The organism is Paenibacillus sp. NPDC056722 (genome assembly GCF_042790635.1).
Lineage (GTDB): Bacteria > Bacillota > Bacilli > Paenibacillales > Paenibacillaceae > Paenibacillus_AQ > Paenibacillus_AQ agri.
Genome location: NZ_JBHTYV010000001.1, coordinates 466,075 through 480,542, shown reverse-complemented (window position 1 = coordinate 480,542; position 14,468 = coordinate 466,075). Strand labels below are relative to the sequence as shown.

The window sequence follows — 14,468 nt, the reverse complement described above, 5'->3', positions numbered from 1 at the left end:
GAGACCTTTGAAGCAGCGCTTGATTACCGGTGTTGTTGCCGGAGCTATATTTTTGGGTTTATGCCTTTTGGGAGGCTGGCCGTACCAGCTATTGCTGGCCGCCATGGCTCTCATCGGCTACTATGAGTTCGTGAAGATGACCGGTTCGCCTGCGTTTGGCGGTACGGCTCTGCTCGGTTATGGCGCAATTGCAGCTTTTATGATACCTTGGAATTTGCTTGGAGTGACCGCATTATTGTCCTGGGAACAAGGAATTTGGCTCTTGCTGCTCCTTTTTCTGTTGGTCACAGTTTTCACTAAAAATAAAATGGATATTCGGATTACAGCGCTGCTGTTTGCTGGTATCGTCTATATAGGCATGGGATTCTCCTATATGGCTATGGCCCGGTCTTCTAGTGACGGGTATGGCTTGCTATGGACCTTCCTGCTGCTCTTCTGCATTTGGGGGAGTGATGCTGGAGCGTATTTTGTAGGTAAGAGCTTTGGCAAGAATAAGCTTTGGCCTGCGATCAGCCCTAACAAAACTGTGGAAGGTGCAGTGGGAGGCGTTTTGATCGCCATGCTGATTTCCATTGTTTTTGCGATTTTTGCTCCTGATCAGTTGACCTTTGGACGAGCTCTGCTCATTGGTCTTTCTTGCGCGGTGCTAGGTCAGCTCGGAGATCTTGTACAATCTGCCTATAAACGTGTGTACGGTATCAAAGATTCAGGTTCGCTGCTTCCTGGTCATGGAGGCATCCTTGACCGCTGCGACAGCTGGATTATCGTATTTCCGTTCGTACATATTGTAATGCTTATGCCTTACTATTAATGTCAGGGAGAAGGTACTGCTGTGAAGAAAATAAGTATCCTCGGTTCTACCGGTTCTATCGGCACTCAGACATTGGATGTCATCGCGATGCACCCGGAGAAATTTGAAATTGATGGATTGGCGGCTGGAAGTAATACTGCGCTCTTGCTGGACCAGGTTCGTAAGTTCAAACCGCGCAGGGTATCTGTCGCCACCGAAGCGCTTGCTAATGAGATTAGGGAAGCTCTGCCAGCCGGTACTGAGCTTTATAGCGGAAGTCAGGGCTTGGTGGAGATTGCGGCAGGAGGCGATGCCGATACGATCGTTACTGCGGTGGTGGGCAGTGTCGGACTGCAGTCTACGTTAGCCGCGATTGAAGCGGGTAGAACGATTGGACTGGCCAACAAGGAGACACTTGTGACAGCAGGACATCTTGTCACAGAGTTGGCCCGCAAGAAGGGTGTGCGTATACTTCCTGTGGACAGTGAGCATTCTGCGATTTTTCAATGCCTGAACGGGGAGAATCGGAGCGATGTCGAGAGCATCACTATAACAGCGTCTGGTGGTTCTTTTCGGGATTACACCCGTGATCAGCTTGTAGGGGTTACGGTGGAAGACGCGCTGCGACATCCGAACTGGAGCATGGGTGCGAAGATTACGATTGACTCTGCGACCATGGTTAACAAAGGTTTAGAGGTCATAGAGGCTCATTGGCTGTTCGGTCTTCCTTATGAGCAGATCCATGTGCTGCTGCATCCGGAGAGCATCATTCACTCTTATGTGGAGTTCCGTGACAGCAGCATTATTGCCCAACTTGGCACCCCTGATATGCGTGTTCCGATCCAATACGCCTTGACCTATCCGGATCGCTGGCATTCCCCGGCAAAACGCCTCTCGCTTGCGGAAGCGGGCCGCTTAACGTTCCGGGAGATGGATTTTGAACGTTATCCGCTTCTTCGACTGGCTATTGAGTGTGGTAAAGCAGGGGGGACCGCTACAACAGCATTCAATGCGGCGAACGAGATTGCGGTGGATCGCTTCCTGCGCGGAGGAATTTCATTCCTTCGTATCGAAGAGATCATTGATGAGGTGCTTCAGTGCCATAACAACGAAAGTAATCCTGATCTGGAGCAAATCGGGCATTGTGACCGAGCGGTAAGGGAATTGGCGGCACAGCTGTAAACATCCTGCTTTTTATAACTGCTAATCATTGCCTAACCCTAAAAATAGGTTCGGACTGTTGATTCTCTTGTGCCTGATCGGAGAATAATGATAAATTAAGAGGACATACTTCGGTCTCACACCTAAAGGGGGATGTTACGCTTGGAAATGGTTCAAGTCGTTTTTTTAACGGTGCTGATGTTTTTTGTATTGGTAACCGTACATGAATGGGGACATTACTACTTTGCCAAACGCGCTGGCATACTTGTCAGAGAATTTGCTATCGGTTTTGGTCCAAAACTGTTCTCCTATAAACGCAATGAGACCCAGTTCACGTTGCGTCTACTGCCCTTTGGCGGGTATGCGCGAATGGCCGGAGAAGATCCAGAGATTGTCGAGATCGGTCCGGGTCAGACCATTGCTGTAAGACTGGGGCAGGACAATAAGGTCAAGAACATCTATCTGGATGCGCTCGACACTCGCAAAAACGTGATTCGCGGTGAAGCACAGCATACGGATCTTGAGGAGAAGCTGAAAATCTCGCTGGATGTGGACGGAGAAGTGACCACTTATGATGTTCACCCGCAAGCGATGATGGTCAGAGGCAGTCAACAGACACAGATTGCACCTAAGGACCGCCAATTCGGCAGTAAAACCGTAGGTCAACGCGCCCTTGCCATTGTTGCCGGACCAGTTATGAATTTCTTGCTTGCTTTCGTACTGTTTGCGCTCCATATTCAGATGGCTGGAATCGCTATTGAGAACCCTAGCACTGTCAAGATCGGTGATGTCAGCAAGGGCATGCCGGCCGAAGAGGCAGGTCTCAAGAAAGGTGATATCGTCGACTCCGTTAACGGCCAGAAGATTGGCGGTGACTTCCAGAAGATGATCACCCTGACTGCAGCCTCTAAGGGCAAGGAAATGAAGTGGGAAATTCTTCGAGGTAACGAAACATTGGACTTTACTCTCATTCCGCGTTCGATGGAAGGGGAAGACGGGGCCAAGGTCGGTATCACTCCCGAAATTCAGACCCGTAAGGCTGGCCTTGGAGAGACATTTACAGGGGCCGGACAGGATATGGTCAATACCACAAAAATTATTTTTATCGGCTTTAAGCAACTGATCAATCAGTTCAACATGGATGATATCGGCGGACCGGTTCGTACCTTCCAACTGACAGGACAGATTGCCGAACAAGGTATTCAATACTTAACCAAATGGGCAGCGATTCTCAGCCTGTACCTCGGTATTTTCAACCTGTTGCCGATTCCTGCACTTGACGGAAGCCGTCTGGCGTTCCTTGGTGTTGAGGCATTGCGTGGCAAGCCGGTTGATCCCGGCCGGGAAGGCATGGTTCACTTCGTTGGGTTCGCGTTGCTCTTCCTTCTTATGATAGCAGTAACTTATAATGATATATTGCGCTTGATTAGCGGATAATTTTGCTTTTATTTACGGGAGGAATTCCAGCACATGTCAAAAGATAAACAATTCGTAACGGAAATTACGCCGCAAGGCGAAGATTTTTCACGCTGGTATATTGATGTTATTAAAAAAGCGGATTTGATGGATTACTCTCCAGTGCGGGGTTGTATCGTCTTCAAACCGGACGGTTTTGAAATTTGGGAGCATATCCAGGAAGAGATGAACCGTCGCTTCAAAGCAACAGGTCACCGTAACGCCTACTTCCCAATGTTTATTCCGGAGAGCTTTTTCCAAAAGGAAAAGGATCATATCGAAGGCTTCAATCCTGAGCTGCCATGGGTAACAGAAGCGGGTGGAGACCAGTTGGAAGAACGTCTGGCCATCCGTCCAACTTCGGAGACCATGATCGGACATATGTACTCCAAGTGGATTCAGTCCTACCGTGATCTGCCGGTGCTGATCAACCAATGGGCGAACGTCGTGCGTTGGGAGAAACGTACACTGCCGTTCATCCGTACTAGCGAGTTCCTCTGGCAAGAAGGGCACACAGCGCATGAGAACGAGGAAGAAGCACGGGCAGAGACGATGCAAATGCTGGAGGTTTATCGTGATTTTCTAGAAGGCTATCTGGCTATTCCGGTCATCGCGGGTCAAAAAACGCCTTCTGAACGCTTCGCGGGTGCGGTGGATACGTTCTCCATTGAAGCTATGATGAAGGATGGAAAGGCCGTTCAAGCGGGTACTTCCCATTATATGGGTACCAAGTTTGCTGTAGCTTTTGAGATCCAGTACCTTAGCCGTGACAACGTTCTTGAGTATGCACACACCACTTCCTGGGGGACAAGCACACGGATGATCGGTTCGATGATCATGGTACACGGTGATGACCGCGGTCTCGCATTGCCGCCGAAGGTAGCTCCAACACAGGTGATTATGATTCCGATCGGACCTCCGAAGACTCGTGAAGCTGTAATCGGACGGACCGATGAGTTGTTTAAAGATCTGAAAAGCGCAGGCATCCGTGTCCGCGTTGACGATCGTGCGGATGTCACACCAGGCTGGAAGTTCAACGAATACGAAATGCGCGGAGTACCTGTTCGTTTGGAACTCGGTCCACGTGATATGGAGAACGGCGTTTGTGTTCTGGTATCACGGGTTACTGGCGAGAAGAAAGTCATTCAACAAGAGAACCTTGTAGAAGAAGTACAGGCGATGCTGGAGCAGGTACACAACGAAATGTTCGAACGGGCACTCAAATTCCGTGAAGATCACTTCTACTCTGTTGATACCCTTGATGAGATGAAGGCTTCCATGGAAGAAAAACGCGGCTTTGCTTTGGCAGGCTGGTGTGGATCTGAAGAATGTGAGTCCAAGGTTAAGGAAGAGACAGGAGCAACCAGCCGGAATATTCCGTTCAATCCTGCGGAGCAGAAGGAAGTCTGCCTCTGCTGTGGAAAGCCTGCTGCACATACCGTTGTATTTGCTAAAGCGTACTAATCTAGAGCGACTTTACGAGATATAGATTTACTTTATGCAGCTTCTGGCGAAAGGAGTCGGCGGGCCGAAAGAACCCAATGCTTTTTGACCCGGAAGCTTTTTATCATTGGCAAGTTAGGGCGATCATAAGGTGGAGGGAAGCCATGGAACAAAACGTGGAAAGAAGAAAAAGGTTCGAGCTTCTGATGAAGCAGGGCGAAATACCGCCTGGACTCATCGATCCTTATTTTCTGGATGGAAGTATTGAGCGTGTAGAGATTAGCCGTGGCAACCGGGATTGGCGTATTGTTATTGCCAAAGAAACTCTAGTACCTGCGCAGGCTTACCGGACCTTTTGTCTGAGAATGCGGGAGAAGCTGCAGCATATTGCGAAAGTGAGCTTTTTGTTCCAATATGCGGAGAACGTTAGCAGGGCAGATCTGGTGGCAGAGTATTGGGGGTTGTTCCTGGAGTGGGTTCAGCGTGAAATTCCGTCGGTTAATGGTTGGTTGACACGTTCTTCGCAGGAACTTCAAGACGGTACTCTGGTGCTGACGATGAGCGATGCAATGTCCCAGGAGCTAGCCCGTAAAAAGGGCATCGACTCAGCTATTATAAAATTTTACGATAAATATTTTGCTCTCCCGCTAAGGGTTAAAATTCAGGTAGCGGAAAATCAGGATAATACCGTTGTCTTCGAAGAATTCCAGCAGAAGCTCCAGCAAGAGCAGCGAGAATTCATTGAGCAGATGATGACTGAGGTTGAGCCGGAATCCGTTGTAGACGAGGGTGATCCTAATGAAGTCGTGAAGCTTCAGGTGGGCTATGATATCAAAGAACCGCCGGTACCGCTTGTCGAGATCCAGGATGAAGAGAAGAAAATTACAATTCAAGGGACTATTTTTGGACTGGAAAGCAAAGAACTGCGGAACGGCAGCACACTCTTTACTTTCTTTATTACCGATTTTACCGACTCGCTGCAGATGAAGATGTTCGCCAAGAACAAAGAAGACCTCAAGATTATGAGCCAGCTGGCCAACGGAAAATGGGTAAGAGCGCGGGGAAGAGTGGAGTATGACCGGTTTATGCAAATTCCGGAACTGGTGATGATCCCATCTGATTTGTCCGAGGTTGCGGCGCCACCAGCACGTAAGGATAATGCTCCAGTCAAAAGAGTAGAGTTCCATCTGCACACGACCATGAGCACCATGGACGCTGTGACGCCAGTCGATGTCTATATCAAAACAGCGGCCAAATGGGGCCACACGGCAATGGCCGTTACCGATCATGGCGGAGTTCAAAGCTTCCCGGAAGCGAACCATGCTGCCCATAAGAACAAGATTAAAATGCTGTACGGTGTGGAAGCCAATGTCGTGAATGATGCGGTGAACATTGTTGAGAATCCGAAGCCGCTTGATTTGAAGACAGCTACCTATGTAGTTTTTGATATCGAGACCACGGGCTTATCAATCACCCGCAATAACATTACAGAGCTTGCAGCGATCAAGATGTGCGAGGGAAAAGAGCTGGATCGGTATACCACCTTTGTTAACCCGCACGAGAAGATTCCTTATCATATCCAGCAGTTGACGAATATCACGGATGAAATGGTCAAGGATGCTCCAGATCTGGAGCCTGTCCTGCATGATTTTGTAAAGTTTGTAGGTGACAGTGTGCTTGTGGCACATAACGCCAGATTCGATATGGGATTTATTCAGGCCTCTCTGGCTAAGCTGGGGCAGCCCAAGCTGACTAATCCGTCACTGGATACGCTGGAGTTAGCAAGGCTGCTGCATCCCACCATGAAGAATCACCGTCTGAACACTCTGGCGGATAAATATAAGGTGCTACTGGAAAGTCATCACCGGGCGGTTGACGATACTATTGCTCTAGGTGGCATTCTGAACGGTCTGCTTGCGGATGCTGAGAAGCTGAAAGGGATGACAAGTCTGGAGCGGCTCAATGATTATGTGGGGAATGATCTCTCCAACACACGGCCGTTTCATTGCTGTATATACGCTCTTAATGCAATCGGTAAGAAAAATCTCTATAAGCTGATTTCGCTATCACATACAGAGTATTTCAAGCGGGTTCCTTGTATTCCAAAATCGAAGCTTGAAGAACTGCGGGACGGATTGCTGGTCATCTCAGGTTGTGAACGGGGAGAATTCTTCGAATCTGTACTCAACAAAACAGTGGAGGAAGCGATGGAAGTCGCCCAATTCTACGACGTGCTGGAGATCCAGCCACTGACAATGTACATGCATTTGGTGGACAAAGGGTTTGTAGCCAGTCCTGAGGAACTGCGTGACGTGGTACGCAAAATTTGTGAGATTGGTGAGCAGCTGGGCAAGCCGGTAATCGCTACAGGAAATGTGCATTATCTCGAGCCGCGCGACAAGCTGTACCGTGATATTACGATAAACGGCATTACTGGCTTTAGCCCGCTGAAGGATATGCGTAAGCCAGACGCCCATTTTCGGACGACAGAGGAAATGCTGGCTGAGTTCGATTTCCTGGGTCCGGAAAAAGCGATGGAGGTTGTGGTGACGAGCACGGTGGAACTAGCCGATCGCTTTGAGGAGCTGGAATTGTTCCCGGATAAGTTGTTCACTCCGATTCTTGAAGGAGCAGATGAGGAAATCCGCGAGACCTGCTACACGACAGCGAAATCAATATACGGCGAGGAATTACCGGAGGTCGTAGTGGCCCGTTTGGAAAAAGAATTGGAGCCGATTATCAAATACGGTTTCTCGGCCAACTATCTGATCTCTGAACGTCTCGTTAAAAAATCGAACCGCGACGGTTATCTCGTCGGATCACGGGGGTCAGTAGGCTCTTCCGTAGTAGCTACTTTTCTTGGCATCTCGGAGGTTAACCCGCTTCCTGCGCATTACGTTTGTCGCAATGCCGAGTGCCGGCATAGTGAGTGGTTCCTGGACGGCAGTGTACCGAGCGGATTTGACCTGCCGGACAAAGTCTGTCCGGACTGTGGCGGGATGCTGAAGGGCGAAGGACAGGACATCCCGTTCGAGACCTTCCTCGGTTTTAAAGGTGACAAGGTTCCCGATATCGACCTTAACTTCTCCGGTGAATATCAGCCACAAGCGCATAATTTCACGAAGACGATGTTCGGTCCGGATAACGTATTCCGTGCGGGCACAATCGGTACGGTAGCGGAGAAGACTGCTTTTGGTTTTACCAAGAAATATGAGGAGCATCACCAGAAACGCTGGCGTGGTGCCGAGGTTAGCCGTCTGGCGGCAGGATGTACAGGTGTCAAGCGGAACACCGGGCAGCATCCCGGCGGGATCGTCGTTGTGCCAGACTATATAGACGTAGAGGATATTACTCCTGTGCAGTTCCCGGCGGATGATGTCAATGCCGAATGGAAGACTACGCACTTTGATTATCACGCTTTTGATGCGAACCTGCTCAAGCTCGATATTCTGGGTCACGATGATCCGACCATGATGCGGATGCTGCAGGATTTGACCGGAGTGGACCCTACGACAATCCCAATGAACGACCCTAAGGTAATGAGCATGTTCAACTCTACGGAAGCGCTAGGTGTTTCGCCCGAGCAGATCCGCTCACCTGTGGCTACGTATGGGGTGCCGGAAATGGGGACCAAGTTCGTGCGGCAGATGTTAATCGAATCGAAGCCGTCGAGTTTTGCCGATTTACTGCAAATTTCAGGGTTGTCGCACGGAACAGGCGTATGGCTGGGAAATGCCCAGGAACTTATTAAGAATAATACCTGCAACATCAAGACCGTAATTGGTTGCCGGGATGACATCATGCTTTTCCTCATCTATAAAGCGGGTATGGATGCCAGTCTGGCCTTTAAAATTACCGAAAGTGTCCGGAAGGGTAAGGGTCTGCCGCCAGAATGGATCGAGGAAATGAAACGATGCAAGGTACCTCAGTGGTACATTGATTCTTGCCTGAAGATCCAGTACATGTTCCCGAAGGCGCACGCAGCAGCGTATGTTATCTCTGCAGTGCGTACTGCCTACTTTAAGCTCTATCATCCGATTGAGTATTATGCGACCTACTTCTCTGTACGGGCAGCGGATTTTGACATTGATCTTTGTTGTCAGGGTTATGAGGCCATCGGTCGTCAGATCGTGGAGATTGAGCAAAAGGGATTCCAGGCGCTGCCTAAGGAAAAGGCGATGCTGCCGATTCTGGAAATGGCTCTGGAAATGACCGCTCGCGGTCTTACATTCAAGAATATCGATTTGTACCGCTCTGATGCTACCCGCTTTACAGTGGATGGCGACAGTCTCATCCCTCCGTTCTCTGCACTATCAGGCATCGGGGATAACGCAGCGATCAATATTGCTGCCGCTAAGGACGCCGGAGAGTTCTTGTCCATAGAGGATTTCCAGCAGAAATCCAAAGCTAGTAAGACGGTTATCGAGCTTCTTACCGGCATGGGCTGCTTCCGGGGACTACCGGAGAGCAACCAGCTTTCTCTTTTCTAACGACCTCATTTTCGCATAGATTTGCTGCCGGATATAACAGGTTGATTGCGGGAAACTGCAATGGTCATGACTCCTGAAAAGGGGTAGTCAAGGGCTGGCACTTGTCAGTGCCCACGCACTATGTTATAATTTTTTTGGTAATAATGAGATAAGTCCGTTGTGTAAAGAGTGGGGAAACCCACTCTTTATCTTTGGTATATAGCAAAAGACAAGTTCGTGGAGGTTAATTTTTTGAGCACACCCAAATCCAAAATTAAACAAACGGTAGAGCAGATGCTCGGACCCTATCTGGACGACAATGGCTTTGAGCTGGTAGACGTAGAATACGTAAAGGAAGGTTCCAACTGGTTCCTGCGTATATTCGTGGATAAGGAGGGCGGCATTGATATCGATGACTGCGGCTCCATTAGCGAATATTTCAGCCAGAAGCTGGATGAGAATGATCCTATTCCCGAGGCTTATTTCCTTGAAGTGTCCTCACCGGGAGCGGAACGTCCGCTCAAGAAAGCCGCAGATGTGGCCAAGGCGGTAGGAAAAGACGTATATGTGACGGTTTATGAGCCGATTCAAGGACTCAAGGAATTCGAAGGTCGTTTGCTTTCGTTCGAGAACGAGGAACTGCTCATCTCCGCGGGCAAAAAAGAACATGTTGTGCCATATGCCAAAGTCGCCAGCGCGAGATTGGCCATTATTTTTTAACGTCTTGAAAGGGGGACCGGAATTTCATGAGTATGGATTTTATTGAAGCTATGAATGAACTGGAAAGGGAGAAGGGCATCAGCAAGGATGTGCTGTTTGAAGCCATTGAAGCTGCGCTGATCTCCAGCTATAAACGCAACTTCAATGCAGCACAGAACGTTCGTGTGGACATGAACCGCAACACTGGAGTAATCAAGGTGTTCGCACGTAAGCTGGTGGTCGAGGAGGTTCTGGATTCACGGACCGAGATCTCGCTGCCAGCAGCTAGAGAGATTAACCCTCACTTCCAACTGGAAGATGTGGCCGAGCTTGAGGTCACCCCGCGTGATTTCGGGCGCATTGCTGCTCAAACGGCTAAACAAGTAGTTACTCAACGTATTCGCGAAGCAGAGCGTGGACTCATTTATAACGCTTTTATCGACAAGGAAGAGGATATTGTTACCGGCCTTGTTCAGCGTCAGGATATGCGCAACATCTATGTGGACCTTGGTAAGATCGAAGCGGTTCTGCCGCTAAGCGAACTCATGCCTGGAGAGAAATTCAAGCAGAGCGAGCGTATCAAGGCTTACATCACCAAGGTTGAGAACACCACTAAGGGGCCACAAATTCTGTTGTCCCGCAGCCATCCTGGCCTCTTGAAGCGTCTGTTTGAGCTTGAAGTACCTGAGATTTTTGACGGTGTGGTGGAGATTCGTTCCGTAGCCCGCGAAGCTGGCTTCCGTTCCAAGATTGCTGTATTCTCGCGCAACCCGGAAGTGGATCCGGTCGGCTCTTGCGTAGGCCCTAGAGGTATGCGTGTACAGACGATCGTTACCGAACTGCGCGGCGAGAAGATTGATATCGTCCGTTATTCCGAGTCGGTGGAAGAATATGTGGCCAACGCGCTGAGCCCGTCTAAGGTACTTGAAGTTCAAGTATTCGAAGCGGAGAAAATGGCGCGGGTGATCGTTCCTGATTATCAATTGTCGCTGGCTATCGGCATCAAAGGGCAGAACGCTCGTTTGGCTGCTAAGCTGACCGGCTGGAAGATCGATATCAAGAGCGAGACCCAGGCGGAACAGGAATACGGCAGACCTAAGTCTGTCAGTGATGAAATGCATCAGGATTCCGTCTCCATTGATTAATTAACGTGTCAAGGCGGGGGGCGATACAATGAAACAAAAAAAGGTTCCACTGCGAAAATGCGTAGCCAGCCAGGAAATGATGCCCAAGAAAGAATTGATCAGAGTGGTCAGAACTCCTGAGGGCGAGGTGCTTATCGACCTGACAGGCAAGAAGTCGGGCCGGGGTGCTTATATTTGCGGTAAGCTGGAATGCTTCAAACTGGCCCAGAAGAACAAAGCGCTTGACCGGGCCTTAAAATGTCAGGTAAGCTCCGAAATCTATGCCCAGCTTGCCCGGGACTTTGCGTCCGTTGAGGAGCAGTTCTTGGCAGCAAAGGATAGTGAGGATAATGAGTAAGGTACTTTCTTATTTAGGACTTGCGATGAGAGCAGGCAAATTAGTCACCGGCGACGAGATCGTGCTCAAAGCGGTACGGTCATCGGAGGCGAAGCTGGTCGTTCTTGCGGGTGACGCGTCAGACAACACCAAGAAAAAGTTCCGTGATAAATGCGGAACCTACGATATTCCACTAGTAATCGCTTTTCACCGGGATACCCTCGGTGCAAGTATTGGTAAAGACCAGCGCGTAGTGCTGGCCATTACGGATAAAGGATTCGCGGAAATGATCTCCAAGCAGCTCGGAGATACAGTCGGAGGTGTATTTATTGACTAAAGAAGACAATAAAGACAAATTGCGTGTGTATGAATATGCAAAATCACTGAATATGAGTAGTAAAGAAATTATTACAATTCTGAAGCGTTTGGATGTTCCTGTGAATAATCATATGAGTGTAATGGAGAATGGCGCTGTCAATAAAGTAGAGCAATTCTTCAAGGACATCAAATCAAACGCTGCGGCCAAGCGGGATAACGGCACCAGCAGCCGTCCGGTGACAACCGGATCGGTAACAGCCAATCCGCAAAGTGCCCAGAATGCCAACAAAAATCAACCGGAAAAGCAGGTAGGTATGAACAGTAACCAAAACAACAACCAAACTACAACGTCCCCAAGGCCCCAAAGCGGACAAGATTCCCGCAGAACACAATCAGGTTCCACACAAAATGCGCGTCCACAGCAAGGCGGAGCGCCGCGTACTGGCAGTAACAACGGAAGCCGTCCACAAGGACAAGGTAATTCGACCGGTGGCAATCGTCCACAAGGTAATTCCGGCGGCAACCGTCCGCAAGGCAGCAATACTGGTGGTGGCAACCGTCCACAAAGCGCTACTAGCGGCAGTCGTCCGCAAGGTAGCGGCGGCACCGGCAATCGCCCACAAGGCGCTAATAGCGGCGGTAACCGTCCGCAAAACAGTACAGCCGGCGGCAACCGTCCACAAGGCGGCGCACCGCGTACTGATAGCCGTCCACAGCAAGGTCAAGGTGGAGATTTCTCCCGTGGCGGCGCTGGCGGCCCTAAGAAGAATACGACTGGTGGCAGACCGAATTCGAACCAACGTCGTTTTGATGATGGTAAAGGCGGTAACTTCCGTGGTCGCGGTGGCAAGAACAACCGTGGCGGACGTAACCAATCGATGGAGCGTCGCGAGAAGATTGACAATACACCGAAGAAAATCATTGTGCGCGGCAGCATGACTGTAGGCGAAACTGCCAAGCTGCTCCATAAGGATGCTTCTGAAGTTATCAAAAAACTGATTTCTATGGGCGTTATGGCGACCATTAACCAAGAGCTTGATATCGACACTATTCTGCTGCTTTCCGGTGAATTCGGAGTAGAAGTAGAAGTGAAGATTCCAGTGGATGAGGATAGCTTCGAAACCGTTGAAGAGAACGATTCTGAAGACGATCTGCAATCACGTCCTCCAGTAGTTACAATCATGGGTCACGTTGACCATGGTAAAACAACATTGCTGGATGCTATCCGTTCCACGAATGTAACGGGCGGAGAAGCAGGGGGAATCACTCAGCACATCGGTGCTTATCAAGTTGAAATCAACCACAAGAAAATCACGTTCCTGGATACACCGGGTCACGAAGCGTTCACCGCAATGCGTGCTCGTGGTGCTCAGGTTACAGATATGACGATTATCGTTGTAGCAGCCGATGATGGCGTTATGCCACAGACGGTAGAAGCAATTAACCATGCTAAAGCTGCAGGTCTTCCGATTATTGTTGCTGTCAACAAAATCGATAAGCCAGGCGCTGATCCTGACAAGGTGAAGCAAGAGCTTACTAGCTATGAGCTGGTTCCTGAAGAGTGGGGCGGAGATACGATTTTCGTTAACCTGTCCGCTAAACAACGTATTAACCTGGAAGAATTGCTTGAAATGATCTTGCTCGTTGCTGAAGTTAATGAGTACAAAGCGAACCCTGACAAACGGGCACGCGGTACCGTTATAGAAGCCGAACTTGACAAGAACCGTGGACCGGTTGCACGTATTCTCGTGCAGAATGGTACCCTCAAAATTGGGGACGCATTTGTAGCAGGTAACTGCTTCGGTCGCGTACGTGCTATGGTGAATGACAAAGGACGCAAGATCAAAGAAGCAGGACCATCCACTCCAGTGGAAATTACGGGTCTGACAGAGGTTCCACAAGCGGGCGATCCGTTCATGGCCTTCGAAGACGAGCGTAAAGCCCGGGCTATCGCTGACAGACGTTCCACGTCCCAGCGCCAGTCAGAGCTGAACACGAACACCCGTGTTACATTGGATGATCTGTTCCAGCACATCAAAGATGGCGAGATTAAAGATCTCAACGTAATTATCAAAGCTGACGTGCAAGGTTCAGTAGAAGCACTTAAGAGCTCTTTGGCCAAAATCGAAGTGGAAGGCGTACGCGTGAAGATTATTCACAGCGGTGCCGGTGCTATCACAGAGTCCGATATTACCTTGGCAGCAGCATCAAATGCTATCGTAATCGGCTTCAACGTTCGTCCAGATGCTCAAACTAAAGTAGCTGCTGAGCAAGAGAAAGTGGATGTTCGTTTGCACAACATTATCTACAACGTAATCGAAGAAATCGAAAGTGCTATGAAAGGTATGCTTGATCCTGTCTTTAAAGAGAACATTATCGGGCATGCTGAAGTACGTAACGTCTTCAAAATCAGTAAGGTGGGTAATATTGCAGGATGTATGGTTACTGACGGCAAAATCACCCGCAGTGCTGAAATGCGCTTGATCCGCAGTGGAATCGTTGTGTTCCAAGGTAAGATCGATACCCTGAAGCGCTTCAAGGATGATGCCAAAGAAGTGGCGCAAGGTTATGAATGCGGCATAACTTTGGAACGCTATAATGACATCCAAGAGGGTGACGTTATCGAAGCGTTCATCATGGAACGTGTAGAGCGCTAAGCGAAGAGGTGAATA

At 49.4% G+C, this 14,468-nt stretch carries 10 protein-coding genes; all 10 read left to right on the top strand.

The window, feature by feature from the left end; translation table 11 throughout:
- Positions 1 to 7 precede the first annotated feature (7 nt).
- The 10 genes from ACFRAM_RS02265 to infB all read left to right on the top strand — a co-directional run bounded on the left by ACFRAM_RS02265 (position 8) and on the right by infB (position 14,453).
- Entirely contained in the window at positions 8 to 811 is an 804-nt protein-coding gene (locus ACFRAM_RS02265; protein WP_379464353.1) for a phosphatidate cytidylyltransferase, read from the top strand.
- Positions 812 to 832: 21 nt separating this feature from the next.
- Positions 833 to 1,972: a 1-deoxy-D-xylulose-5-phosphate reductoisomerase gene (locus ACFRAM_RS02260; protein WP_379464352.1), complete on the top strand. Its 1,140-nt coding sequence runs from the start codon at positions 833 to 835 to the stop codon at positions 1,970 to 1,972.
- A 141-nt stretch (positions 1,973 to 2,113) separates the two neighbouring features.
- The gene (gene rseP, locus ACFRAM_RS02255) at positions 2,114 to 3,388 is read left to right on the top strand and encodes an RIP metalloprotease RseP (protein ID WP_379464351.1); all 1,275 of its coding nucleotides are present in this window, start codon (positions 2,114 to 2,116) and stop codon (positions 3,386 to 3,388) included.
- Between the two features lie 33 nt (positions 3,389 to 3,421).
- Complete coding sequence (gene proS / locus ACFRAM_RS02250) at positions 3,422 to 4,870, top strand: proline--tRNA ligase (RefSeq protein WP_379464350.1); 1,449 nt, start codon at positions 3,422 to 3,424, stop codon at positions 4,868 to 4,870.
- A 143-nt stretch (positions 4,871 to 5,013) separates the two neighbouring features.
- Entirely contained in the window at positions 5,014 to 9,339 is a 4,326-nt protein-coding gene (locus ACFRAM_RS02245; protein WP_379464349.1) for a PolC-type DNA polymerase III, read from the top strand.
- Positions 9,340 to 9,570: 231 nt separating this feature from the next.
- Positions 9,571 to 10,038, top strand: a complete 468-nt coding sequence (gene rimP, locus ACFRAM_RS02240; protein WP_066362070.1) for a ribosome maturation factor RimP — start codon at positions 9,571 to 9,573, stop codon at positions 10,036 to 10,038.
- Positions 10,039 to 10,064: 26 nt separating this feature from the next.
- Complete coding sequence (nusA, locus tag ACFRAM_RS02235; RefSeq protein WP_066362068.1) at positions 10,065 to 11,162, top strand: transcription termination factor NusA; 1,098 nt, start codon at positions 10,065 to 10,067, stop codon at positions 11,160 to 11,162.
- 28 nt (positions 11,163 to 11,190) lie between these two features.
- Positions 11,191 to 11,499: an RNase P modulator RnpM gene (gene rnpM, locus ACFRAM_RS02230; RefSeq protein ID WP_066362066.1), complete on the top strand. Its 309-nt coding sequence runs from the start codon at positions 11,191 to 11,193 to the stop codon at positions 11,497 to 11,499.
- Entirely contained in the window at positions 11,492 to 11,815 is a 324-nt protein-coding gene (locus ACFRAM_RS02225; protein ID WP_066362065.1) for a YlxQ family RNA-binding protein, read from the top strand. Before rnpM ends, ACFRAM_RS02225 begins: the two co-directional genes overlap by 8 nt.
- Positions 11,808 to 14,453 (top strand): translation initiation factor IF-2, encoded by a 2,646-nt coding sequence (gene infB / locus ACFRAM_RS02220; RefSeq protein ID WP_379464348.1) that lies wholly within the window; start codon positions 11,808 to 11,810, stop codon positions 14,451 to 14,453. The genes ACFRAM_RS02225 and infB overlap by 8 nt, the downstream gene beginning before the upstream one ends.
- The last annotated feature ends 15 nt before the right edge of the window (positions 14,454 to 14,468 follow it).